Genomic DNA, 22,421 nt, shown 5'->3' with positions numbered 1-22,421 from the left:
GAACCAATAAAATGGAGGTCGTTTCTATGAACGATTTTGACCCAAACAACATGAGCCGCTCAAAGCGGCCCAAAAAAGATAAACTCGAACCAAAATTTTCCCGAAAGTCAGATTCAAAATCCCCAAATAAAGGATTTCGTGTTCTGCTTGTTGTATTAGCGCTTGCAGTTATATCTTTTGTACCTGTGTATGGCATGATTGCTAATCAAAAATCATCAAAGCCACAAACGGCTGTTTCTTCAAGTACAAAGCGTTCATCAACTACTAAATCTACGTCTTCTGAGTCTTCTGAATCATCATCTTCCGAGTCAAGTGCATCAAGTTCTTCTGAAGAAGAATCAGTAAGTAGCAGTGAAGCTGCTTCAAGTGAGGAATCTGCTAGTTCATCTTCTACTGAGACGGCTGAATCAAGTTCAGCATCAAGTAGTTCCACAACCACTACTGCAGTTTTGGGTGCTAGTCAAACGTTGTATAATTTTGCAGTTACACACGGGATGACAACTAGCCAAGTTATTGCATTAAATCCAGGGTTAACAGTTGATAATTACACACAGTATGCTGGTACTGCACTAAACATTCAGTAAGAGGACTTTTTATTATTATGACGAATTTTCAAGTTGCCATTGATGGCCCAGCTTCTGCCGGTAAGTCTACTATTGCCAAAATTTTAGCAACAAAGCTAAATTATGTGTATGTTGACACAGGTGCAATGTACAGAACAATAACTTTAGCTGCAAAAAAGAACGGCATTGCTTATAATGATGAAGAAAAAATAAAAAACTTATTGTCACAAACGGAAATACGCTTTGAACCTAGTACACCAGTTCAACGTGTATTTTTGAATGATACCGATGTCACGGAGGAAATTCGTTCCGCTGAAGTGACAAACAATGTGTCTGTAGTGGCTTCCTTTGCGGATGTACGTTCTAATTTAGTCAATCGTCAACGTGAAATAGCTAATAACAACAGTGTGATTATGGACGGCCGCGATATCGGCACAACTGTGTTACCAGAAGCAGATGTCAAAATTTTTCTTGTAGCAAGTGTTGATGAACGTGCCCAACGACGTTATAAAGAAAATGTTGCTAAAGGGATGACTACTGATCTCGAAACATTGAAGCGCGAAATTGAAGCGCGAGATTACAAAGATTCTCATCGTCAAATTAGTCCATTAACACAAGCGAAGGACGCTATTTTAGTGGATACAACGGGACAAAGTATTGACGATGTTGTGGCTAAAATAGCCAACATTATCGAAAATAATATTAGTTTCTAATTTACACGGTTAAACCGTGTTTTTTACTATACAAGAACTAAAATATTTGGTACACTATATTCATAGTGTAAATTGTAGGAGGACGTTTGACGTCATGAGTGAAACAAACAACGAGCTTTTAGCAGCTCTCGAGAGTGCAGATCAAATTAAGGTAGGAGATGTCGTTACGGGCGAAGTACTAGCCGTTGATAACGATAACCAAGCAGTTATTGGTTTGCATACCGGTGAAGAAGGAGTTGTGCCAGCGCGTGAGTACTCAGACGATCGTAACATTAATCTGGCAGACGAATTGAAGGTTGGCGACAGTGTTGAAGCTGTTGTCATCTCTAATGTAACAAGCGACAAGGAAGGCGTATCTTACTTGTTGTCAAAGAAGCGCTTGGAAGCACGTAAGGCATGGGAAAACTTGTCATTTGGTGAAGGTGATACAGTTGATGCTAAAGTTATCAATGCTGTACGTGGTGGTTTAGTTGTCGATGTTAATGGTGTTCGTGGCTTTGTACCCGCATCAATGGTTGCTGATCGTTTCGTGTCAGATTTGAACCAGTTTAAGAATAAAGATATTAAAGCACAAGTTATTGAAATTGATGCTGCCAAGGCACGCTTAATCTTGTCACGTAAGGCAGTTGCAGCACAAGAACGTGCAGCACAATTAGCAGAAGCATTTGAAAAGCTATCAGTTGGTGAAGTTGTTGAAGGTAAAGTTGCTCGTTTGACTGACTTCGGAGCATTCGTTGACTTAGGTGGCGTTGATGGTTTGGTACACGTTTCAGAAATTTCTCATGATCGTGTTAAGAACCCTGCTGATGTTTTGACAAAGGGTGAAACAGTTAACGTTAAAATTTTAGCCTTAGATGCTGAAAAGGGACGTATCTCATTGTCAATCAAGGCTACACAACCTGGACCTTGGGATAAGGTTGCTGAAGAAGCTCCTGCCGGAACAGTTCTTGAAGGAACTGTTAAGCGTGTAAAAGACTTCGGAGCATTCGTTGAAATTTTCCCTGGTATCGAAGGATTAGTTCACGTATCACAAATTTCACACAAGCGTATCGAAAACCCTTCAGAAGTTTTGAAGTCAGGCGATAAAGTTCAAGTTCAAGTTTTGGATGTTAAGCCTGCCGAAGAACGTATTTCATTGTCAATGAAGGCATTGGAAGAAAAGCCAGAACGTGAAGATCGTGGAAATTCAAAGGATAGTTCAGCATCACGTGCAGATATTGCTGCTTATAAGCAACAAGATGATTCAGCTGCAACATTGGGCGACCTCTTTGATGGTAAGTTCTAAGAATTCTATTGAAAAGAACTGGTTCGCCAGTTCTTTTTTTATGATAAATTTATTTATACAAAGGAGGTGCCAAAATGTCAGCACCAATAGTAGCAATTGTCGGTCGACCAAACGTTGGTAAATCAACTATTTTCAACCGTATGGCGGGAGAAAGAATTGCGATCGTTGAAGACATGCCCGGTGTCACGCGAGATCGCTTGTATGCACCAGCTGAATGGTTAAATTATGAATTTCGAATGATTGATACCGGTGGTATCGAAATCGGTGATGCACCGTTTTTAGCAGAAATACGTGGACAGGTAGAATTAGCAATTAATGAAGCTGATGTTATTGTGATGGTTGTTTCCGGCCGAGAAGGATTAACTGAGGCTGATGAAGTAGTTGCACGTATGCTATATAAATCTGATAAGCCTGTCGTTCTGGCTGTCAACAAAGTAGATAATCCTGAAATGCGCCATGATGTCTATGATTTTTATGCACTAGGTCTTGGGGATCCATTCCCAGTTTCAGGATCACACGGTTTGGGATTAGGTGATTTACTTGATGAAATTGTAAAACATTTTCCTGATGAAGCTGCCGAGCAAGAAGACGATGCGATTCGTTTTAGTATAATTGGCCGCCCAAATGTTGGTAAATCATCAATTGTCAACGCTATGCTTGGTGAAAAACGTGTGATCGTCTCTGATATTGAAGGGACTACTCGTGATGCTATTGATACACGATTTGTGACTGAAGAAGGTGACGAATTTGTGATGGTTGATACAGCCGGTATGCGTAAGCGCGGGAAAATCTATGAGAATACTGAAAAGTACTCCGTGATGCGTGCTATGAAAGCTATTGATGATAGCAACGTTATTTTGATGGTTATTGATGCGGAAGCAGGAATTAGAGAACAAGATAAACACGTGGCTGGGTTTGCTCATGAAGCTGGGCGAGCAATGATCATTGTTGTCAATAAATGGGATGCGATTGAAAAGAATGATCGGACGATGTCTGACTTTGAGAATTTAATTCGCGAAGAATTTAAATTCTTAGATTATGCACCAATTGTGTTTGTTTCTGCTAAGACAGGGCAACGTTTAGATAGATTGCCACAAATGGTTAAAGATGTTGACGATAATCATCGTAAGCGTATAACATCTTCAACATTAAACGATGTCATTATGGATGCTATTGCAATAAATCCAACACCTTCAGATAATGGTCGTCGTTTACGAGTATATTATGCGACACAAGTCGCAACGCAACCACCAACATTTGTCATATTTGTTAATGATGTTGAACTTATGCATTTTTCATATGAACGATTCTTAGAAAATAAAATTCGAGAATCATTTGACTTTACTGGTACGCCAATCAAACTCATTGTTCGCGCACGAAAGTAAACGTTGCAAAAATATGTTTTTAATGTAACACAAATGTTACGAAATCCCGAAAACCCTTGATAACACTACACATTTGGCGTTTCTTATGTTATTCTAGTTACATGAAATAATGTTTCGACAGATTTCACGGAGCGCATCATGCGTTAAAAAAACTCTTATTAGGAGACAAGAAAATGGCTAACAAGCAAGAATTAGTAGATTCAGTTGCTAAGGCAACAGGTTTGACAAAGAAGGATGCTACTGCATCAGTTGACGCAGTTTTTGCATCAATCGAAGAAGCATTGAAGAACGGTGAAAAGGTTCAATTGATCGGCTTTGGTAACTTTGAAGTTCGTGATCGTGCTGCTCGTAAGGGCCGTAACCCACAAACTGGTGAAGAAATTCAAATTGCTGCCTCAAAGGTACCTGCATTTAAGCCAGGTAAAGCTTTGAAGGATGCCGTTAAGTAATTAATACCCTTAATATTATCCAGATAAATTAAGAGCAAGCTCAACATGGGCTTGCTCTTTTTCCTTTTGGCACGGTATATCAAAAATTGATAACCGATTCGAGATTGAAAGGTTATTTTTGTAATACGTGTTAGGTAAGTGGTTAGATATAATCCAAAAATGACGCATTGGTACCGAGGTAAGTGATCTCGATAAAAAGCGACTAGATTAACGTCTCGTCGCTTTTTATCATTATATTTATATAGAAGGGGGTAATACTAGACTAGGCGTGCAGGATTACCCACAGCAGTAGAATAGGCGGGAACATCGTTTAAAACCACAGCATTAGCACCAACTTTACTATTTGCACCAATAGTAATATTGCCCAATATTTGCGCATGAGCACCAATGAAGCTGTAGCTCTCGATATGAGGGTGTCTACGTTCTGTCACCGCATGACGAGCACCCAGAGTGACACCATGTAATATGGTTACACCATCGTCAATAATTGCAGTTTCACCAATAACAACACCTACACCGTGATCAATAAATACGCCACGACCAATTTGTGCACCGGGGGCAATAAATATATCAGTTCGTTTGGCTGACCAACGAGAAATGATGGCAGCGAGCAAATAACGGTGATGAATATGAAGCCAATGAGCAACGCGATGAAACCACAGTGCATGTAACCCAGGGTAAGTTAAAATCACCATCATAAGGCTTTTTGCGGCTGGGTCGCGCTTTAGAATTGATTTAGCAGTAAAAAACATTTTTTCTCCACTATTATTTCAATTGATTAAAACCTTGTTCTAGGTCCTCAATTAAATCTTCAATATCTTCAACACCCACAGAGAGACGGATTAGTTCGTCTTGAATGCCATGAGATAGCCGGATATTACGAGGAATGGCGCCGTGAGTCATTTTAGCTGGAATTTCAATTAGGCTTTCAAGTGCACCTAAACTCTCTGCTAAGGTAACGATTTTTAAGTTACTAATGAATTGTTCTGGATCCAGCCCAGCCTTTAGCTCAAATGAAATCATGGCACCAAAACCATTCATCTGTTGCTTGGCTAAAGCATGGTCAGGATTATCAGGATCACCAGGGAAATATATTTTACCAACTTTATCTTGTGTTTTAAGGTAATCAAATATTGTTTGCGCATTTGACTGGTGAGCACGCATTCTTAATCCAAGCGTTTTCATACCTCGTTGTAGGAGCCAACTTTCCTGAGGGGCCAAGATTGCACCAATCGCATTTTGTAAGAACTTAATTTTCTCACTAAGTTTCTCACCTTTAGTAACAACTAAGCCGGCAATGAGGTCGCTATGACCACCTAAGTACTTTGAAGCGCTGTGAACAACAATGTCCACACCTAGGTCAATTGGCTTTTGTACATAAGGAGAAGCAAATGTGTTGTCAACAATACTTAATAAATTATGACGATGAGCAAGTTCGGAAATTGCCTTGATATCACTAATGCGTAATAGAGGATTAGTTGGTGTTTCAAGGTAAATGGCGACAGTATTATCTTGAATAGCTTCCTGAATAGCAGATAAATCACGGGTATCGACAATTGTAAATGTCTGACCTGTTCTTTTTAGGACATTGTCAATTAGCCTAAATGTACCACCATAAACATCGTTTCCAACAATAATGTGATCCCCAGATGAAAATAGTGAAAAAATAGTACTTATCGCCGCAGATCCTGATGCAAAAGCAAAGCCAGCAGTACCATTTTCTAAGTCTGCAATTAAGCTTTCTACGGCTTCACGGGTTGGGTTGCCAGATCTTGAATATTCATATTTTGCCTCGCCAATTTTAGTTTGCTTAAAGGTTGAAGCCATATGAATAGGGACAGATACGGCGCCAGTTGATTGGTCAACACTAATGCCACCATGAATAAGTTGTGTATCAAATTTCATTTTTCTTTCCTCAGTTTCCATAAATGTTTGTGCTCATGTAACGTTCGCTGCTGTCTGGGAATATCGTGACAATATTACTTTGTGGCGGCAAAGTTTCTGCCATCTGTAGGCTAGCAGCCAAGGCCGCGCCACTTGAACTACCGATAAAAAGTCCTAGGTTCTCGGCAGCATATCGAACTTGCTGAAAGGCATTGTCATCGCTAATAGTTAATGTTTTGTCAATGTGAATTGATTCGAAGAATGGTGGTACAAATTCAACACCAATACCTTCTGTACGGTGAGCATGTGCTGGGCCACCATTTAAAATAGATCCTTCGGGTTCTACAACAATATTTTTTATAGTTGCATCATATTCACTCAGATATTTGGCAATTCCAGCAAAAGTTCCACCACTACCAGCACCAGCAACAAAAGCATCAATCTTTTCGTTTTTCAAATCTGTAACGATTTCTGGTGCTAGCGTTTTGTAATATGTTTCAGGATTAGCAGGATTAGCAAATTGCATTGGCAAGTAGCTGTTTTCAATTTCCGCTGCTATCGATTTTGCTTTGGAAATGGCACCTTTAATACCTTCGTTAGAAGGTGTGTTGATGATTGTTGCGCCCAATGCTTTCATGAGTTGCTGTTTTTCAGCGCTGAATTTCTCAGGTACAACAAGAATGGTTGGTAATTTATATTGTTGCGCAGCTAATGCCAAGCCAATACCAGTATTTCCGGCAGTCGGTTCAATAATCGTTGAATTTTGATTAATTAGATTTCGCTGCCAAGCATCTGATATTAAGAATTGTCCTAAACGGTCTTTAATGCTACCACCAGGATTGAACATCTCCAGTTTTGCAAAAATGCGACTTTGGTTTGGAACAGGTATTTGCAGTTCAATTAACGGTGTTTGGCCAATTAATTGATGTATGTTTTTGATTAGCATAATGTATCCTTGTATATTTTCTTAGTAAAAAACAAACAAAAAACGCGAAAATTCAATTGAATTCTCGCGTTTTGATAGTTTAACTGTGTAAGTAGAAAATTTTAAGTTATGATATACCCAAAAAATTCATGCTCAATAAACAGTACAACATCGAAAACGCGTTGTACTGCAGCATGTTGAATTAAATGTAGCAAAAGGTAACACCATAATGAACTCCTAGTTATGAATTGAGTTAAATATACTATAGATAAAATATTTTGTCAAACAATGTTGGAAGTGATTTTAATATTGATAGAATTTTAAATTAATCTTCTTTTAATTTCCAGTCTATATGATAAACGTATGCCAATTAAGGGTTGTCACAATGATGTGACTTTCAATGAGTAATTTAATCTCTGCTGGTAAAACACTACTGAATAAGTGAGGAAAAAATGAATAAAAAGTCTCAGGTTGCACATGCTGTTATTTCAAAACGCTATAAAATGTATAAGGCTGGTAAGGTTTGGCTATTTGCTGGTTTATCTGCCTTAGTTATTGGTGGTCTTGGTCAGATCACTGCTAGTGCGGATACCACATCGACAGACGCTGTTTATACGACAGACACAGCATCAACAACAGATAGTGCAAGCGACACAACAAGCAGTGCGACAGACGAATCATCAACAACAGATAGTGCAAGCGACACAACAAGCGGTGCTACGGATGCATCAACGACGGCTGATAGTACAAGTGACACAACAAGCAGTGCGACAGACGAATCAACAGCGGCTGATAGCACAAGTGATACAACAAGCAGTGCGACAGACGAATCAACAACGGCTGATAGCACAAGTGATACAACAAGCAGTATGACAGACGAATCAACAACGGCTGATAGCACAAGTGATACAACAAGCAGTATGACAGACGAATCAACAACGGCTGATAGTACAAGCGACACAACAAGCAGTGCGACAGATACATCAACAGCTGATAGCACAGGCGACACAACAAGCAGTGCGACAGATACATCAACAGCTGATAGCACAGGTGATATAACAAGTAGTGTGACTGACACAACAAGTAATACGTTAAATGCATCTACGGGAAACACGAGTAATATAACATTTAATTCATCCTCAGCGACAATTACAGGAGATGGTGCAACTAGTGATGGAAACACAGTCACAATTAGCGAAGCTGGAACTTACAATATTGAGGGTACAGCGACTGATGCGCAAATAATTGTTAACGCACCAGTAACTGCGGCAGTAAAGTTAGTATTTAACAATGTTGATTTAGCCAACCAAATTGGTGCTGTGCTTAATGGTAAGCAATTTGGTAGTTTGTCGATTGAAGTAGTGGGTACAAACAATATCACAACTTCTGTAGTCGTTGAAGATGAAGAGTCATTAGATACAACAAATCCGAATGGCGCCATATATGCTAATGGTGACTTAACAATTGATGGTGATGGTACCTTAAATATTAGTTCAACTATGAATGGTATATCCTCTGATGGCACCTTAACTATTAATTCTGGTACGTTAAATATTACTAAGTCATATGAAGCTTTGGAAGGGGAAATCGTAACAATTAACGGTGGAACGATTAACCTGAATTCAAGTGACGATATTATCAATGCTCAGTTAGATCAAACTAAATACGATGCAGGATCTACTGACACACAAGCAATTAATATTAACGGTGGCATCTTAACCATTCGAGGAAATGGTGATGGGCTAGATTCCAACGGTGACATCAATATTAGTGGCGGTACAATCATAGATTTAATTAATTCAACGCCTGATAATGGTGCGCTTGATGCCGATGGGACAATTACATTTACAGGTGGAACAATTATTTGGGGTGGTACCGGAACAGAAGGGACGCCAGATACGGAATCAACTCAAAGCTATGTAGCTATTGGATCCGTAACAGCTGGATCAACAATTGTTATTTCAAAAGATGGGCAGGAACTTTTCTCCACAACTATTCCTGACGCGACAACGTATCTAAATATATCAACGGAGGGCATTGTATCCGGTGAAACGTATCAAGTAAGCGTTAACGGTACCTCAACGGATATCATTGCTGGTCAAGGTGGTGGCTCAGGTATGACCGCTGAAGGTGGTATGGGCAACATGGGGACACCACCAGATGGACAATTTGGTCAAGGAACTTTTCCAGGTAGTGGTAGTTTTCCTGGTGGAGAAGCACCTGCAAATAAGCCGGATAGTGCACCGTCAGCACCATCAGGAGAGAGTATCCCAAGTACTTCTGAAAATAATGCCCAAGAATCAACTAATAACAGTGCGCCAGCAGATAATGATTCGGCCACATCGTCAGCGCCCAAAACAGAAGATGGTTCAACAGTAGTTGCAGAAGACGCTGTTGGCGAAACGGACACAAACTCATCCAATACAGTTGAGTCACCGGACAGCACTGTAACAGTTACGGCTGATTTAGAAAGCAACGATGCTGAACAAACGCTTCAAACAAGTAATGACCCTGCAGAAAATGTTTCATCAGTGACGACTGCTACTAATGAAACATCAATAACAAACGAAAATGATGACAAAGCCGAGAGTACAAAAGTTACTACTTCATCATCCTCATCCTTACCAAAAACAGGGACTAGTAACGCTAGTGTGCTATCTAGTTTAATTGCGATACTGGTACAAGTTGGTTTGTTAGCAGGATTAAGAACTAAGTATAGAACATCAAAAGAGACTAAATAATTATTATTTTCATGAATCGTTAGAAAAACCGTTTATTATAAACGGTTTTTTGATTAGAACGGTTGGTTGAAAAATTTAGTGCAACATGGAATAATAAACAGGTAATTATTAAACATTATTTTGTCATCATACTAATGGCAGACTAAAAGGGATGAAAAATATGCAAAAAATAAAACTACCAATAACTGATAATATTGCTACCGAACAAGTTAATGAATTTAGAAAGTTTATAACTTCTCCAGCTATTATTCAATTATCTATAGGTGTCATTGTCGGTGGTAGTTTGACTGATTTAATCAAAAGTGTGATTAGTTTTGCTTCTAATTTGTTTTATTATTTGTCTTTACTACTATTTTCAAAAAACCACTCGGCCAAAATCAACTTAGTCTTAGACCCATTACGTAGTGTTTTTGAAAACTTTCTAACGTTATGTACTATTGCTGCATGTGTCTTTTTCTTTGTTAAATTGGTCAATAAATTTTTAATCAAAGAGGCCTCAGAGACTTTGGGTTATAACGCACAACTTGAAGAAACGAAAAAGTTAATTAAGATACAGCATGAAACCAATGAGCTGCTCAAGAAATCAGTTAATCTGCAAGAAAAATTATTGAATCAAACTGAGGAGAAAAAGGATTGATTCATGTCAAGAAGAGGGCTTTTTGGCCTGCCTGTAAGCGTTTGCAAAAGAAATCAATAAGGGTTATACTGAAGTTATAGGTTAGGTGAGTTTCTAAAGACGGTTAGCTGACCCCAAAACAACTTGTTCGTAGTTTATGCTATTAGTTTACAAGTATTGCCACGTGCATGATGTTAAATGACTAGTTTAAGCAAGATGATGTTTATGTTCCCCAAAGTGAGAATATAGGGCAGTTTTCGTCAAAAAGCAAGTTGTTTTTTGTTACTCAAAACGATGGTATGCTAACAGATAATTTATTTGAGTAGCGTAGCATGCATGATTATATCAGAGAGGAAGCACTTATGATTAGTAGAATTGTTGTTGCGATAGACGGTAGCGAAGCAGCTCAAAGAGCAGTCGATTTTAGCGTTGAATTGGCAAAGAAGTTTGATGCTAAAATAGATATCGTTAATGTAATTCAGTATCCAACCATCACTTATTACGACTCTGACCAATCTTTTTATGATTCTTTGGTGCAGAGAATGACTAATACAGCATCAGCAAAACTTGATGAGGCAGCAGCTGTTGTCAAAGACGCTGAAATTGCAGTTGATACACATGTCCTACAAGGTGATGCTCGTTTTGTTTTGGCTGATCAGGTCCCAGAACAACTCAGTCCTGATTTAATCGTAATGGGAAAAACCGGTACTAATATTGTCATGCGTGTATTCATGGGTTCAACGGCTCGATATGTTTCAGAGCATGCTGAAACCAGTGTATTGCTAGTACAATAGATTTGATAAAGATGATTACGCTACTTTTTGGTAGTGTTTTTTTGTGCAGTCATGATTATTATTCTAAATATATTCCAGCAGTAATCTAGTATAATAGTTTTTGTGGAGGAAACACACTAAACATGACAGAATTAATACAACATGAGCCAACGCAAGACGTTATTGCGCAAAGTGTTGCGGCTAAAGTAACGAATATAACTAAAAAGCAAATTAATGCTACACTAACCTTGCTTAACGAAGGATCAACTGTCCCTTTCATCGCCAGATATCGAAAAGAAATGACGGGTGAACTGGATGAAGTACAGATTCGTGATATCCAATCTATTGCAAAAAGGTCAAAAGAGTTAGTAGAACGAAAAAATACAGTTTTGAAAGCCATTTTTGAACAACGCAAATTGACTGATGCTTTGCAAAAGAGTATTCAAGACGTTCAGACGCTTCAGGAACTAGAAGATATATATTTACCATATAAACAAAAACGTCGGACCAGAGCGATGGTTGCACGAGAAAATGGTCTGCAACCACTTGCCGACTGGTTAATGACGCATATTAATAGTAATATTGATGATGATTTTCGAAATTACGTTAATGAAGCTTTACCAACTATGGTCGATGTGCGTGCAGGAGTGCATGAAATTTTGGCTGAACAAATCGGTGAAAATGCTAATTATCGTCAATGGCTACGCTTGAGAATGGCTGTAGATGGGTTGTTGGTTTCTAGCTTAAAGCGTGGTATGGCTGGAAAAGATGAGCAAAAAGTTTACGAGCAATATTACGATTTTACTGAAACAATTAAATCACTTCTCAACAATAAATTTCGTATTTTAGCAGTGAACAGAGGTGAAAAAGAGGGCATATTATCAGTGAAAATTGATTTTTCTGAGGCGCGTATGATGCACTTTATTCAAACGAAAGAGTTGAACGGGCAAAATCCGACAGGCCAAGGATATGAGATATTACAACGTGCCATTGAAGATGCTTATAAACGTTTTATTCGTCCAGCAGTCGAAAGAGAAATTAGACAAGAATTGACAACCCAAGCACAAGAGCAAGCCATTAAGGTATTTGGTGACAATCTTTATCATCTTTTGATGCAAGCACCGCTGAAGAATAAAATTGTGATGGGTTTTGATCCAGGATTTCGTACAGGATCAAAATTAGCAATTATTGACAGCAATGGCAAGTTTTTAGCTAAGCAGGTTATCTATCCGCATAAACCAGCTAATGTGCAGAAACGGTCCGAAGCAATTAACACTTTCAAACAATTGGTATCAGATTACAAGGTAGAGCTGGTAGCAATTGGGAATGGCACAGCGTCTCGTGAATCTGAAGAGTTTGTTGCGGAAAATTTGCCAGCCGGTGTAAAGTATACCATTGTCAACGAAGCGGGCGCTTCAGTCTATTCTGCTTCCGAGCAGGCGCGGGAAGAATTTCCTGATTTACACGTGGAAGAGCGCAGTGCGATTTCTATTGGGCGCAGGATTCAGGACCCGTTAGCTGAATTAATCAAGATTGATCCAAAGTCCGTTGGTGTTGGTCAATATCAGCATGATTTGAATGCAAAAACACTAGATGAACAAGTAGACAACGTTGTTGAAACAGCAGTTAACCAAGTTGGGGTTAATTTAAATACAGCCTCACCTGCGTTATTAGCTCACATTGCCGGCCTAAATAAGAATTTGGCTCAAAATATCGTTAATTATCGAAACGACTTTGGTGAATTTACATCACGTACACAAATCAAGAAAGTACCACGTTTAGGACCTAAAGCGTATGAACAGGCTGCTGGATTTTTACGTATTGAGGATGGTAAGAATATATTAGATAACACGGATATTCATCCAGAAAGTTATACCGCTGCTAAAAAGTTATTGTCATTAGCAAACATAAACCCAGTAAACTTAGCGACAGATGAAGCTAATACGGTATTGAACCGATTAGATAATGAGCACACAGCGGAACAATTAGATGTTGGTATACAAACGTTGCATGATATGATTATGAGCTTACAAAAGCCGGGACGAGATGGTCGTTCAGAAATGGTAGGGGCATTGCTAAAATCTGATGTTATGCACATTGAAGATTTGAAAGCAGGTATGAAACTACAAGGTACCGTTCGCAATGTTGTGGATTTTGGTGCATTTGTGGATCTGGGCGTCAAACACGATGGACTTGTGCATATTTCTAGAATAAGTACACGTCGTATTAAACATCCATCTGAAATTGTATCTGTTGGTGATATTGTTGAGGTCTGGATTGTTGATGTTGATGAAAAAAGAAATCGCATTGGATTAACCATGTTGGCGCCGCAATAACAGACGTTGGTTGTAATAAAAAAACCTTACCGCTTAGCGGGTAAGGTTTTTAATTTTCATTAATCAACTAGAGGTAAGATATTAACAATGGCGATACGATCACTTTCATCGTTTTTCAAGCGAGTAATAATTTCGTTATAACGAGCTTCGGACAATGGTTCTTTGCGATCAAATGATAATATTTTGTTTTCAATGTGATTACTAGTACTAGGATATTGTTCGATACGGTAGATAATAAGTAGTTTTTTATAAGCAAACGGTTGGACAATCATACCATCTAGACGATTTTCAACTGTTTCTGTGGCTTGATTAGCTGCATTCTCTTCAATTTGTGATTTTGCTTTTTTAAATAGTGACATTATTTCATCTCCGTGTTTTGTTTAAAGTAAGTCGTTAGGGCCGTAGTTAAGTTTTTGGCAATTTTCTTTTGATAACTGCTTTTACGAATATATTTCAAGTCAGCATTGTTATTGATGAAGCCATTTTCAAGTAAGATTGCAGGTTGACTAGTATTTTTTATTGCTATATAAGCAGCTGTATCAACACCTCGATTATTCAAAGGCATATTATTTAACGAGGAACTAACTACTTCTGCTAGCGTTTTAGAATTTTTGTGATAATAATATTGTGAAATACCGGTTGCTTTGGTACCCTCTGCTGAAGAGTCAAAGTGAAAGGATATCTGTGCATCGGCTTTATTTTTTTCGCCAGGAATGGCTATTTTCAAAAGTGGCACAATTTTATCACTATCTCTTGTCATGATGACACGAGCACCAGTAGGTTTTAAGGCTGCCCTCACATGCCTGGCAGTACGTAAAGTGTATGTTTTTTCTTTATACTTGCCGTTTGATGATAGGGCGCCAGTATCAGAACCGCCGTGACCAGGGTCTAAAACAATAGTGGCTTCACTAATCGGTTTTGCTGTTTTTAAGATGGTTGAATTTGCCACCCAACTGGCCACCCAGCCGACTTTTTCATTGTCAGAACGGCGGACTTGCCACCAGCCGTGTTTCTTGTCTATCACAATTAGTCGTGTACCACTTTTTAGTGAAGCTAATGATTTGTATTGTCGCCCAGGGCCATTTCGAAACTGAACATTGTTGGGATGGGTAATAATCTCTTCTTTTGAAACGAGTGAAATAATTAATCCTACTACTGTAATTAATATACTGACAGTAATGATGATGCCAATCAAATTACTTAAAAGCCATTTTTTAACCATAATATCCTTGCGCACATTTTCTATTTATATATAGTAGTTTACCATATTTTTATTTTTGAAAACGCTTACTTAATTTGGAATATATTATCGTTATTATCTTAAATTTACTGTATAATATAGTTTTAGAAAAGAAAAGGATTAAAAGAGTAGACGCAGATGTCAAAAATAATGGCAGTAAACGCCGGAAGTTCTTCACTTAAGTTTCAATTGTTAGAAATGCCCGAGGAAACAGTTATTACACAAGGGGTAATCGAACGAATTGGTATGGACGATGCAATCATCACAGTTAAGTATGGTGCAGATGTTGAACCTGTTCGTTTGGTTGGTACTGAAGATGGTACAATTTCATCAACAAAAAGTGGTGATCAGAAATACGAAGCTGAATTACCAATTAAAGATCATCATGCAGCAATTGATCTGATGTTAAAAAAATTATCAGATTTAGGAATTATTAAAGATTTTCAAGAAATAACAGGTGTTGGCCATCGCGTTGTTGCTGGTGGTGAGTGGTTCAATCATTCAGTTGTTGTTGATGATGACGTGTTATCTAAGATAGATCGCTTAGCTGATTACGCCCCACTGCACAACCCAGCTAATGCAATGGGGATTCGAGCATTCCAAAAATTGTTGCCACATGCGACTTCTGTTGCAGTGTTTGATACATCATTTCATCAAACAATGCCTGAAAAGAATTATCTATATAGCTTGCCATATGAATACTACGCACGCTACGGTGCTCGTAAATATGGTGCGCACGGAACTTCACATCGTTATGTAACTGAACGTGCGGCAGACAAATTAGGAATACCATTAGACGAGTTTAATGCGATTTCATTTCATTTAGGTGCTGGAGCGTCAGTAACGGCAATTAAAAATGGTAAGTCATACGATACGTCAATGGGATTCACACCACTTGCTGGCTTGACAATGGCGACTCGTTCTGGGGATGTGGATCCATCATTAATTTATTATATTCAAGAACGTGAAGGCCTTTCAAATGAAGAAATGCTTAATGTCTTAAATAAAAAATCTGGTCTATTAGGCATCTCAACTATTTCAAGTGATATGCGTGATTTGGAAAATGTTCAGGAAACCAATACTCATGCGCAATTGGCATTGGATATGTTCTACGATCGTGTGATTCGTTATGCAGGGCAGTATTTTGCTGAACTAGGTCGTGTGGATGCTATTATTTTCACAGCAGGTATCGGTGAAAACGATGCAGTAACACGTGCTAAAGTATTGAAATCATTGGCATTTGCGGGCGTTGATCTAGATGAAGAAGCAAACAATGTTCGTGGTAAAGAAACAATTATAACAACATCCGGTTCTAAAGTAACTGGGTTATTGATTCCGACAAATGAGGAATTAATGATTGCACGTGATGTGGTAACATTACAAAACACAAAATAAAAAGTTGGCGTAAGCCAACTTTTTTTATTTACTCAATTATTTTCAACTGCCCACGGACTTCATCAAGAGAATTATAGCCTTTTTCTGTTAAAATAGCTGCTAACTCTTTTTCCAAACGTTCAAAAACAGATGTTCCTTCGATTGCTAATTGTGAACCAACTTCAACTAAGTCAGCGCCACACAAAACGTGTTCATAAACATCACGTCCAGAAGTAACACCACCAGTTCCAACCATTTTAATACTTGGGTTTAACCGCTGACGTAGTGCTCTAACATTAGCTAGCGCTGTTGCTTTGACAATGGGACCACCGACACCACCAAAACCACCTTTCGGTTTAATCACAACTGTGTCAGTTTCTTCATCAATCACAAGGCCATTACCAATTGAGTTGATAGCATTGACAAAGGCTAATGGAAATTTATTTAAAATGTTTGCAATATTGTCAAAATGCACAATATCAAAGTAGGGTGGTAACTTAACGCCAAGAGGCTTGGTGAAAAATGAAAATACTTCAGTTAAAATTTCTTCAGTTGTTTCGGAATCATAAGCTGTTTGAGGCTTGCCGGGCACATTAGGACAAGATAGATTTAATTCAACAAGACCATTGAATTCTGATTCTTCTATCTTGTGCAACATATCTAAGTTCTCTTGCTTTGATAAACCAGCAACTGAGAAAAAGATCGGCTTGTCTGTTTGTTTTTGGGTAACATAATCCATGTAATAGTCAAAGCCTTCATTTGGTAAGCCCATTGAATTAATCGTGCCTAAGCCATTGGTCAATTCATGATATCGAGGTGAGACGTTACCCGGGCGAAGGCTTGGAGTTGCTGATTTCGTAACAACTGCGCCCGTATAGTCAGATGCTAGAACACTATCTAATTCGTCGCTAGTCTGGCACACAACACCTGCAGCGTTGAGTAAAATATGGTCGAAGTTGAAACCAGCGATGTTAGCAGTTAAATTCATGAAAATAATCCTTTCTGTTACCTTAAAATGGTTATCTTATTATATCTAAAACTTATTGAGATATAAACCCCCAATAATGGTTATAATAGTATTATGAAACAATTTAGAGTAGACAATTTAAAAAGTACATATGGCGAAAAGGTTCTTTTCAATGATATTTCATTTTTGATTACGGAAGGTGATCGAATTGGTTTAATTGGTGTAAACGGTAGTGGAAAAACTTCTCTTCTGAATGCCATTTCTGGAAAAAAGCCAGCTGATGCTGGAACAATCACGAAGCAAAATGACTATACAATCGGATATCTGGCGCAAGACCCTTATTTGGATGACCACTCCTTATTGATGGATGCAATCTTGTCTGGTGATCAACCAGTATTCCAGACGATACGACAGTATGAATATACTTTGCGAAAATATGGGGAGCAACCAACAGATGAAAAAGTTGCCCAAAATTTTGAAAAAGCACAAGATGCTATGGACCGAGATGATGCTTGGACAACGGAATCTCAGGTAAAAACAATTCTAACACAGCTACATATGCCAGAGTTGCATAAAAAAGTGAGCGAACTTTCAGGGGGACAACGAAAAAGAGTTGGATTAGCCCAAGTTTTAATTCAAGAGCCAGATTTATTGATATTGGATGAACCTACCAACCATTTAGATTTTGATTCTATTTCTTGGTTAGAAAAGTATTTAGCTGCCTATAAGGGGGCAGTTTTAGTTGTTACTCATGATCGTTATTTTTTGGATGCTGTCACAACAAGAATATTCGAATTATCATTTGGCGATTTGTATGAATACCAAGGTAATTACCAAGATTATATGAGTGGAAAGTCTCAGCGTATTGAGCAGGGAAAGGTCGCTGAACACAAGCAACAGCAACTATACAAACAAGAGCTAGCATGGATGCGTAAATCCGCTCGTGCGCGAACAACCAAACAAAAAGGTAGGGAGAATGCTTTTGCTGAGTTAGAAGCTAATATGGGCACCTTGCAGCTCGATGAAGATGTGGCTGTTAATCTTGGACAGCAACGTTTAGGTAAAAAAGTAATTGTTATTGAAGATGCGACTATTCAATTCGACAATAAAAAAATCTTTGAAAATTTCAATTTACGAGTTTCCTCTGGTGATCGTATTGGTATCACAGGTGCTAATGGCGCGGGAAAGTCTACTTTTTTGAACGCAATAGCTGGGAGAGTGCCATTAACTAGCGGAATCATTGAATTAGGTGAAACTGTAAAGATGGCTTATTATACACAGGTTACTGAAGAGATTCCAGATGATAAGCGTGTGATTGCTTATTTGTCAGATGTTGCAACTACTGTAAAGGACAAAGATGGCAATCAAATTAGTGTCTCGGACTTATTAGAGCAATTTCTATTTCCACCATTTATGCATGGAACATTAATCCGACAGTTGTCTGGTGGTGAAAAAAGGCGGCTGTACTTATTGAAACTGCTATTACAACAACCTAATGTACTTTTGCTTGATGAGCCAACTAATGATCTTGATATTGGAACATTAACTGTTCTAGAAGATTTCCTGTCTGGTTTTGCTGGGGCCGTGATTACTGTTTCCCATGATCGCTATTTTTTGGATAAAGTTGCTAATCAACTATATATGTTTGAAGGGGATGGTGTTATCAAACGCTTTGATGGCCTGTTCAGTGACTATCTGGCGATGGACTTAGCAAAATCAGCACCAGCACAAAAAGAAGAAAAAGTAGTTGATGATAAGAAGCCGCAAAAAAAGAAGTTAACATACAATGAGAAAAAAGAGTGGCAAACAATTGAAGATGATATAGCTTCAATTGAACAAAGAATCTCCGAAATTCCTGAAGAGATGGCTCAAAATGGTACAAATTATGTCTTGCTAGGCGACTTACAAAAAGAGTTAGATTCGCTAAATGAGGACTTGGAAGAAAAAATGAATCGTTGGGAATATTTGAGTGAAATTGTGGAAGGCTTGTGATAAATCATAAGCTTTTTATTTTTGGTCTTCGTATTATTTCAAGAGGAAAATAATATGATTTTAAAACAGTTTTTATTAGGTTTACATTTAACTTCAGGCATTGGTCATGCTGGAGAAAAAAGGGTCATTGAAGTAATTGATAATCATCTGATACCAGAGAATTATCCTTGGAATATTGAAACTTTACTGGCAGTAGTCAGACCATTACCGCAACATATTGCTAAAATAAAAGCTACATATGTAGCAGCTTGTCAGAAGGCAGAAACAAGTCAGGAAAATTATTTTACTTATTTTGATGACTGCTATCCGATACAGCTCAAAGAAATATTTGACCCGCCATTAATTCTGTTTTATGATGGTAACTTAAACGCACTGGAATTACCTAATTTAGCGGTAGTGGGCACAAGAACTGCTACGCCCTATGGATTAGAATGCTTACGATCACTATTGCCAAATGTAATAAATAGGGGAACAGCCATTGTTTCAGGGCTGGCTAAAGGTATCGATGTAATGGCTCACCAAGTTACCTTCGCCAATCAGGGCGTGCCTATAGCAGTTATAGGTACAGGATTGAATATTGCTTATCCTGCAAAGAATAAAGTATTACAACGACAAGTTGCACAACATGGCATTGTCTTAAGTGAATATGCACACGATGTTGGGCCGCATAAGTCTCATTTTCCCGCAAGGAACCGTATCATAGCTGGTCTATCATCGGCTACATTGGTTATTGAAGCTAAAATAAAGTCTGGTAGTTTAATAACTGCTAACTATGCGCTACAAAATAACAGAGAAGTGTTGTCTGTACCTGGGTCTATTTTCTCTGAAAATTCTCAGGGAACTAATGAGTTATTACAATTAGGTGCAAAATTAATTAGTCGTTCAGAGGAAGTCATTGAAAGTGTGCGAACCTTTAGCTGATCAAATTAGGTTTTTGCCGAACAAACAAAAAACAAGACAATTACTTATCTTGTTTCTTTGCTTGTGAAAGTAAGGCTGACTTAATAGCAGCGACTTTTTCGGCTTTAGTAGCTTGCGTTTGTTGACTAGACTTGTACTTAGCATTAGCTTGTTTCTGTTTAAAGTCAATTTGATATCGTCCCATGTTTTTAAACTCCTTTTGAAGTTCTCATTATACCATAGGTTCAGATTCCAAAAAACATGAATTGGTTAAAACAATCAAAAGTATCGATCAAACCAGTGTATTTTAATCCTCACAGTGTGCAGCTAAAAATTTTTGAATGGCAACTAAAGCTAAATCATATCTTCCAGCTTGACAATGCTGTTCACCACCAGTTTCTTTAGTGAAAATTTTAGTTTCAAGTGATTTTGCGTTCGTTAATTCTTGTTGTTCTAGTACCAAGTCATTAAAAGGTACATATTGATCATCCTTTCCGGCGAGTAACAATACATTTTGATTCACTAAATGTCCGATTCCTTTCACTGTATGCCTTTCAATTTCTTTTAGCAGTGAGTAAGGGGTTTCAGTACCAGTATTTTCATAGCCTTTTGTAAAGAGAAAGTTTAAGTTGGCATCAGAATGAATCAAAGTAGGGATTAATTGATTTGTTTTTTCAACGTCGTTATTTTGTAGTAATTGACGAATATGATTTCGTGTGTCTTTTGAAAAATCTTTCAAAAAAGTATTTAACCCATCATAAAAGAAATCATAGCAAACAACGTTCTTGATTCGCTTTTCGTAGGCAGCAGCACGAATAACGAAATAACCGCCCCATGAAACACCCATCGCATCAACTTCGTCTAAATTAAAATAATCAATGATTGCACTGACAGGATTTTCAAAATATGGTGTGAACTTGATGTTATTATCAATTAAGGCTCGTCCTTGACCGGGACCGTCAAATAAAATCACATTATAATCGGTTCCCTTAAAGAAATTGACCGCAACTAATATTTCTTCCATAAAACTATCAAAACCGTTGATGATAATCAAAGTTTTAGTGGCTGTGGGATTTATATTGACCTTTATGGCAGGCAAAAATGTTTTTTGATAGGGTACTTGATAACTTTCATAATCAATTTCAGTATGTGCACGGTAAAAATTATTTAAGTATCGGTGAACAACTGTCTGCTTATTTTCGTCATCTTGGTTTAAGTAAAACTGGGCAAGGCCAAAATAAGCGCAAGCGAGAGCATGATCTTCTTCTTTTTCGCGTAATTCACCGAATGAGAACCAAGTTTTGTACCAAGAAGCGTCATTTGTTAGTTTAGGTATGATTATTTTTAAATCATCTTTCACTTTTGAACTTTCTTTGATTCCTTCAAGTTGACGATTTATTTGCAAATTCCATTGTGGATTATTTTTGATATATTCATAAAACATATTAGTACCTCTTTCTTTATTTGTTAAACTCATTATAATTAATAAAATAAGGTCAAACAATTATCAGTTGATGTTAGTAATGTCCATAAATGGACGATATGATTTGACCTGTCTAGTTATGGACAGAAAAGGATTATTTTGTATGGCGGATATTAGAAAAATAAAGACGAAGAAAAACATTGAGATGGCCTTTGTTACCTTGTTGAATGAACGAAATTTCAAATCAATAACTGTGGAAGAAATTTGTAAGCAAGCTATGACAAGCCGATCAACATTTTATCTGCACTATTTAGATAAATATGACCTCTTAAATCAGCTTGTCGAAACACAGTTTTCAGTATTTGAAAAAATTGTGGATAAAAGGATTGAGGGGTTGATTTCTGGGCAATTTGAAGAAACGATTACACATTTCTACAATGAATTAGTCAACAACAAACAGATTATTCGAGCTTTATTTACAATCAATGAACCGAAATTTAATTTAAAACAAAAATTTGAGGATACATTATATCAGCATTGGCTGAGGTATCTCAGTGAAAAATCATCTTTGAAGTATAACGAATTGATTGCAAAATTTGGCGCTAGTATTGTCTTTGACACGCTTAACTGGACCTTTGAAAATGGCATTGATGATGAAACGCTGTTATTTGTGGAAAACATCAGAAAGAAAATACTTGAGATGTCTACATCTTTAAAGGAAATACATGACGAACCATAGCAAAGAGCTATGGTTTTTTAGTTATGAGAGACTTCATATAATATTGTTATTTATTATTGTATTTTATCGATAGTAAGAGTAGAATAAGATTTAGGTTATGCAAGCGCTTACATAAT

21 protein-coding genes are annotated in these 22,421 nt (G+C 37.8%); 13 read left to right on the top strand and 8 right to left on the bottom strand.

The features are described 5' to 3' along the window. Nucleotides 1-26 precede the first annotated feature (26 nt). The 5 genes from LEUM_RS06320 to LEUM_RS06300 all read left to right on the top strand — a co-directional run bounded on the left by LEUM_RS06320 (nt 27) and on the right by LEUM_RS06300 (nt 4,395). Nucleotides 27-584: a hypothetical protein gene (locus tag LEUM_RS06320; RefSeq protein ID WP_002814796.1), complete on the top strand. Its 558-nt coding sequence runs from the start codon at nt 27-29 to the stop codon at nt 582-584. A gap of 14 nt (nt 585-598) precedes the next feature. Next, nucleotides 599-1,276: a (d)CMP kinase gene (gene cmk / locus LEUM_RS06315; RefSeq protein WP_164907664.1), complete on the top strand. Its 678-nt coding sequence runs from the start codon at nt 599-601 to the stop codon at nt 1,274-1,276. Between the two features lie 94 nt (nt 1,277-1,370). Next, the gene (rpsA, locus tag LEUM_RS06310) at nt 1,371-2,561 is read left to right on the top strand and encodes a 30S ribosomal protein S1 (protein ID WP_011680008.1); all 1,191 of its coding nucleotides are present in this window, start codon (nt 1,371-1,373) and stop codon (nt 2,559-2,561) included. Between the two features lie 74 nt (nt 2,562-2,635). Then, nucleotides 2,636-3,946, top strand: a complete 1,311-nt coding sequence (der, locus tag LEUM_RS06305; protein ID WP_011680007.1) for a ribosome biogenesis GTPase Der — start codon at nt 2,636-2,638, stop codon at nt 3,944-3,946. 173 nt (nt 3,947-4,119) lie between these two features. After that, entirely contained in the window at nt 4,120-4,395 is a 276-nt protein-coding gene (locus tag LEUM_RS06300; protein WP_002814789.1) for an HU family DNA-binding protein, read from the top strand. Between the two features lie 257 nt (nt 4,396-4,652). Here LEUM_RS06300 and epsC read toward each other — a convergent pair whose 3' ends face one another. From epsC to LEUM_RS06285, 3 genes are read right to left on the bottom strand one after another with little or no spacing between them, the layout of a single operon-like run. After that, nucleotides 4,653-5,147 carry a serine O-acetyltransferase EpsC gene (gene epsC, locus LEUM_RS06295; protein WP_011680006.1) on the bottom strand — a complete coding sequence of 165 codons (495 nt, stop codon included), beginning with the start codon at nt 5,145-5,147 and terminating at the stop codon, nt 4,653-4,655. 13 nt (nt 5,148-5,160) lie between these two features. Continuing rightward, nucleotides 5,161-6,300 carry a trans-sulfuration enzyme family protein gene (locus LEUM_RS06290; RefSeq protein ID WP_011680005.1) on the bottom strand — a complete coding sequence of 380 codons (1,140 nt, stop codon included), beginning with the start codon at nt 6,298-6,300 and terminating at the stop codon, nt 5,161-5,163. Between the two features lie 10 nt (nt 6,301-6,310). Further along, a complete protein-coding gene (locus tag LEUM_RS06285) occupies nt 6,311-7,225 on the bottom strand; it encodes a PLP-dependent cysteine synthase family protein (protein WP_011680004.1) in 915 nt (304 codons plus the stop codon). Between the two features lie 431 nt (nt 7,226-7,656). Between LEUM_RS06285 and LEUM_RS06280 the strand changes: the two genes are divergently transcribed. The 4 genes from LEUM_RS06280 to LEUM_RS06265 all read left to right on the top strand — a co-directional run bounded on the left by LEUM_RS06280 (nt 7,657) and on the right by LEUM_RS06265 (nt 13,670). Then, nucleotides 7,657-9,945, top strand: a complete 2,289-nt coding sequence (locus tag LEUM_RS06280) for a carbohydrate-binding domain-containing protein (RefSeq protein WP_011680003.1) — start codon at nt 7,657-7,659, stop codon at nt 9,943-9,945. A gap of 160 nt (nt 9,946-10,105) precedes the next feature. Next, nucleotides 10,106-10,582: an MscL family protein gene (locus LEUM_RS06275; RefSeq protein ID WP_010287499.1), complete on the top strand. Its 477-nt coding sequence runs from the start codon at nt 10,106-10,108 to the stop codon at nt 10,580-10,582. Between the two features lie 341 nt (nt 10,583-10,923). Continuing rightward, entirely contained in the window at nt 10,924-11,355 is a 432-nt protein-coding gene (locus LEUM_RS06270; protein ID WP_010290893.1) for a universal stress protein, read from the top strand. A gap of 122 nt (nt 11,356-11,477) precedes the next feature. Next, nucleotides 11,478-13,670: a Tex family protein gene (locus LEUM_RS06265; RefSeq protein ID WP_011680002.1), complete on the top strand. Its 2,193-nt coding sequence runs from the start codon at nt 11,478-11,480 to the stop codon at nt 13,668-13,670. A gap of 59 nt (nt 13,671-13,729) precedes the next feature. Here the strand turns inward: LEUM_RS06265 and LEUM_RS06260 are convergent, their stop codons facing one another. After that, nucleotides 13,730-14,029, bottom strand: coding sequence for a hypothetical protein (locus tag LEUM_RS06260; protein WP_011680001.1), 300 nt, complete (start codon nt 14,027-14,029; stop codon nt 13,730-13,732). Next, complete coding sequence (locus LEUM_RS06255) at nt 14,029-14,892, bottom strand: N-acetylmuramoyl-L-alanine amidase family protein (protein WP_011680000.1); 864 nt, start codon at nt 14,890-14,892, stop codon at nt 14,029-14,031. The genes LEUM_RS06260 and LEUM_RS06255 overlap by 1 nt, the downstream gene beginning before the upstream one ends. A gap of 156 nt (nt 14,893-15,048) precedes the next feature. On the opposite strand from LEUM_RS06255, the gene LEUM_RS06250 reads away from it, so the two are divergent. After that, nucleotides 15,049-16,305 carry an acetate/propionate family kinase gene (locus tag LEUM_RS06250; RefSeq protein ID WP_011679999.1) on the top strand — a complete coding sequence of 419 codons (1,257 nt, stop codon included), beginning with the start codon at nt 15,049-15,051 and terminating at the stop codon, nt 16,303-16,305. Between the two features lie 28 nt (nt 16,306-16,333). On the opposite strand, the gene LEUM_RS06245 is transcribed toward LEUM_RS06250, so the two are convergent. Continuing rightward, nucleotides 16,334-17,272, bottom strand: coding sequence for a dihydroorotate oxidase (locus LEUM_RS06245; protein WP_011679998.1), 939 nt, complete (start codon nt 17,270-17,272; stop codon nt 16,334-16,336). A gap of 93 nt (nt 17,273-17,365) precedes the next feature. Here LEUM_RS06245 and LEUM_RS06240 point away from each other — a divergent pair, with 93 nt between their 5' ends. Together LEUM_RS06240 and dprA are read left to right on the top strand one after the other, a co-directional pair. Then, complete coding sequence (locus LEUM_RS06240) at nt 17,366-19,243, top strand: ABC-F family ATP-binding cassette domain-containing protein (RefSeq protein WP_011679997.1); 1,878 nt, start codon at nt 17,366-17,368, stop codon at nt 19,241-19,243. A 54-nt stretch (nt 19,244-19,297) separates the two neighbouring features. After that, nucleotides 19,298-20,164: a DNA-processing protein DprA gene (gene dprA / locus LEUM_RS06235; protein WP_011679996.1), complete on the top strand. Its 867-nt coding sequence runs from the start codon at nt 19,298-19,300 to the stop codon at nt 20,162-20,164. 40 nt (nt 20,165-20,204) lie between these two features. On the opposite strand, the gene LEUM_RS10710 is transcribed toward dprA, so the two are convergent. Further along, nucleotides 20,205-20,348 carry a hypothetical protein gene (locus LEUM_RS10710; RefSeq protein WP_011679995.1) on the bottom strand — a complete coding sequence of 48 codons (144 nt, stop codon included), beginning with the start codon at nt 20,346-20,348 and terminating at the stop codon, nt 20,205-20,207. A 102-nt stretch (nt 20,349-20,450) separates the two neighbouring features. Next, on the bottom strand, nt 20,451-21,587 hold the full coding sequence (locus tag LEUM_RS06230; RefSeq protein ID WP_011679994.1) for an alpha/beta fold hydrolase: 1,137 nt from the start codon (nt 21,585-21,587) through the stop codon (nt 20,451-20,453). A gap of 142 nt (nt 21,588-21,729) precedes the next feature. Between LEUM_RS06230 and LEUM_RS06225 the strand changes: the two genes are divergently transcribed. Continuing rightward, nucleotides 21,730-22,305 (top strand): TetR/AcrR family transcriptional regulator, encoded by a 576-nt coding sequence (locus LEUM_RS06225; protein WP_011679993.1) that lies wholly within the window; start codon nt 21,730-21,732, stop codon nt 22,303-22,305. The last annotated feature ends 116 nt before the right edge of the window (nt 22,306-22,421 follow it).

The sequence above is a fragment of the Leuconostoc mesenteroides subsp. mesenteroides ATCC 8293 genome (assembly GCF_000014445.1).
GTDB lineage: Bacteria > Bacillota > Bacilli > Lactobacillales > Lactobacillaceae > Leuconostoc > Leuconostoc mesenteroides.
This window is presented reverse-complemented; position numbering and strand designations above follow the sequence as displayed.

Bases quoted from the DNA above. Each gene is read 5' to 3' on its own strand.
- LEUM_RS06275 (WP_010287499.1), top strand. From the start codon at position 10,106: ATGCAAAAAATAAAACTACCAATAACTGATAATATTGCTACCGAACAA.
- LEUM_RS06230 (WP_011679994.1), bottom strand. From the start codon at position 21,587: ATGTTTTATGAATATATCAAAAATAATCCACAATGGAATTTGCAAATA.
- LEUM_RS06285 (WP_011680004.1), bottom strand. From the start codon at position 7,225: ATGCTAATCAAAAACATACATCAATTAATTGGCCAAACACCGTTAATT.
- LEUM_RS06250 (WP_011679999.1), top strand. From the start codon at position 15,049: ATGTCAAAAATAATGGCAGTAAACGCCGGAAGTTCTTCACTTAAGTTT.
- LEUM_RS06225 (WP_011679993.1), top strand. From the start codon at position 21,730: ATGGCGGATATTAGAAAAATAAAGACGAAGAAAAACATTGAGATGGCC.
- LEUM_RS06280 (WP_011680003.1), top strand. From the start codon at position 7,657: ATGAATAAAAAGTCTCAGGTTGCACATGCTGTTATTTCAAAACGCTAT.
- LEUM_RS06290 (WP_011680005.1), bottom strand. From the start codon at position 6,300: ATGAAATTTGATACACAACTTATTCATGGTGGCATTAGTGTTGACCAA.
- LEUM_RS06240 (WP_011679997.1), top strand. From the start codon at position 17,366: ATGAAACAATTTAGAGTAGACAATTTAAAAAGTACATATGGCGAAAAG.
- LEUM_RS10710 (WP_011679995.1), bottom strand. From the start codon at position 20,348: ATGGGACGATATCAAATTGACTTTAAACAGAAACAAGCTAATGCTAAG.
- LEUM_RS06245 (WP_011679998.1), bottom strand. From the start codon at position 17,272: ATGAATTTAACTGCTAACATCGCTGGTTTCAACTTCGACCATATTTTA.
- der (WP_011680007.1), top strand. From the start codon at position 2,636: ATGTCAGCACCAATAGTAGCAATTGTCGGTCGACCAAACGTTGGTAAA.
- LEUM_RS06265 (WP_011680002.1), top strand. From the start codon at position 11,478: ATGACAGAATTAATACAACATGAGCCAACGCAAGACGTTATTGCGCAA.
- LEUM_RS06320 (WP_002814796.1), top strand. From the start codon at position 27: ATGAACGATTTTGACCCAAACAACATGAGCCGCTCAAAGCGGCCCAAA.
- LEUM_RS06255 (WP_011680000.1), bottom strand. From the start codon at position 14,892: ATGGTTAAAAAATGGCTTTTAAGTAATTTGATTGGCATCATCATTACT.
- LEUM_RS06300 (WP_002814789.1), top strand. From the start codon at position 4,120: ATGGCTAACAAGCAAGAATTAGTAGATTCAGTTGCTAAGGCAACAGGT.
- LEUM_RS06270 (WP_010290893.1), top strand. From the start codon at position 10,924: ATGATTAGTAGAATTGTTGTTGCGATAGACGGTAGCGAAGCAGCTCAA.
- dprA (WP_011679996.1), top strand. From the start codon at position 19,298: ATGATTTTAAAACAGTTTTTATTAGGTTTACATTTAACTTCAGGCATT.
- rpsA (WP_011680008.1), top strand. From the start codon at position 1,371: ATGAGTGAAACAAACAACGAGCTTTTAGCAGCTCTCGAGAGTGCAGAT.
- LEUM_RS06260 (WP_011680001.1), bottom strand. From the start codon at position 14,029: ATGTCACTATTTAAAAAAGCAAAATCACAAATTGAAGAGAATGCAGCT.
- epsC (WP_011680006.1), bottom strand. From the start codon at position 5,147: ATGTTTTTTACTGCTAAATCAATTCTAAAGCGCGACCCAGCCGCAAAA.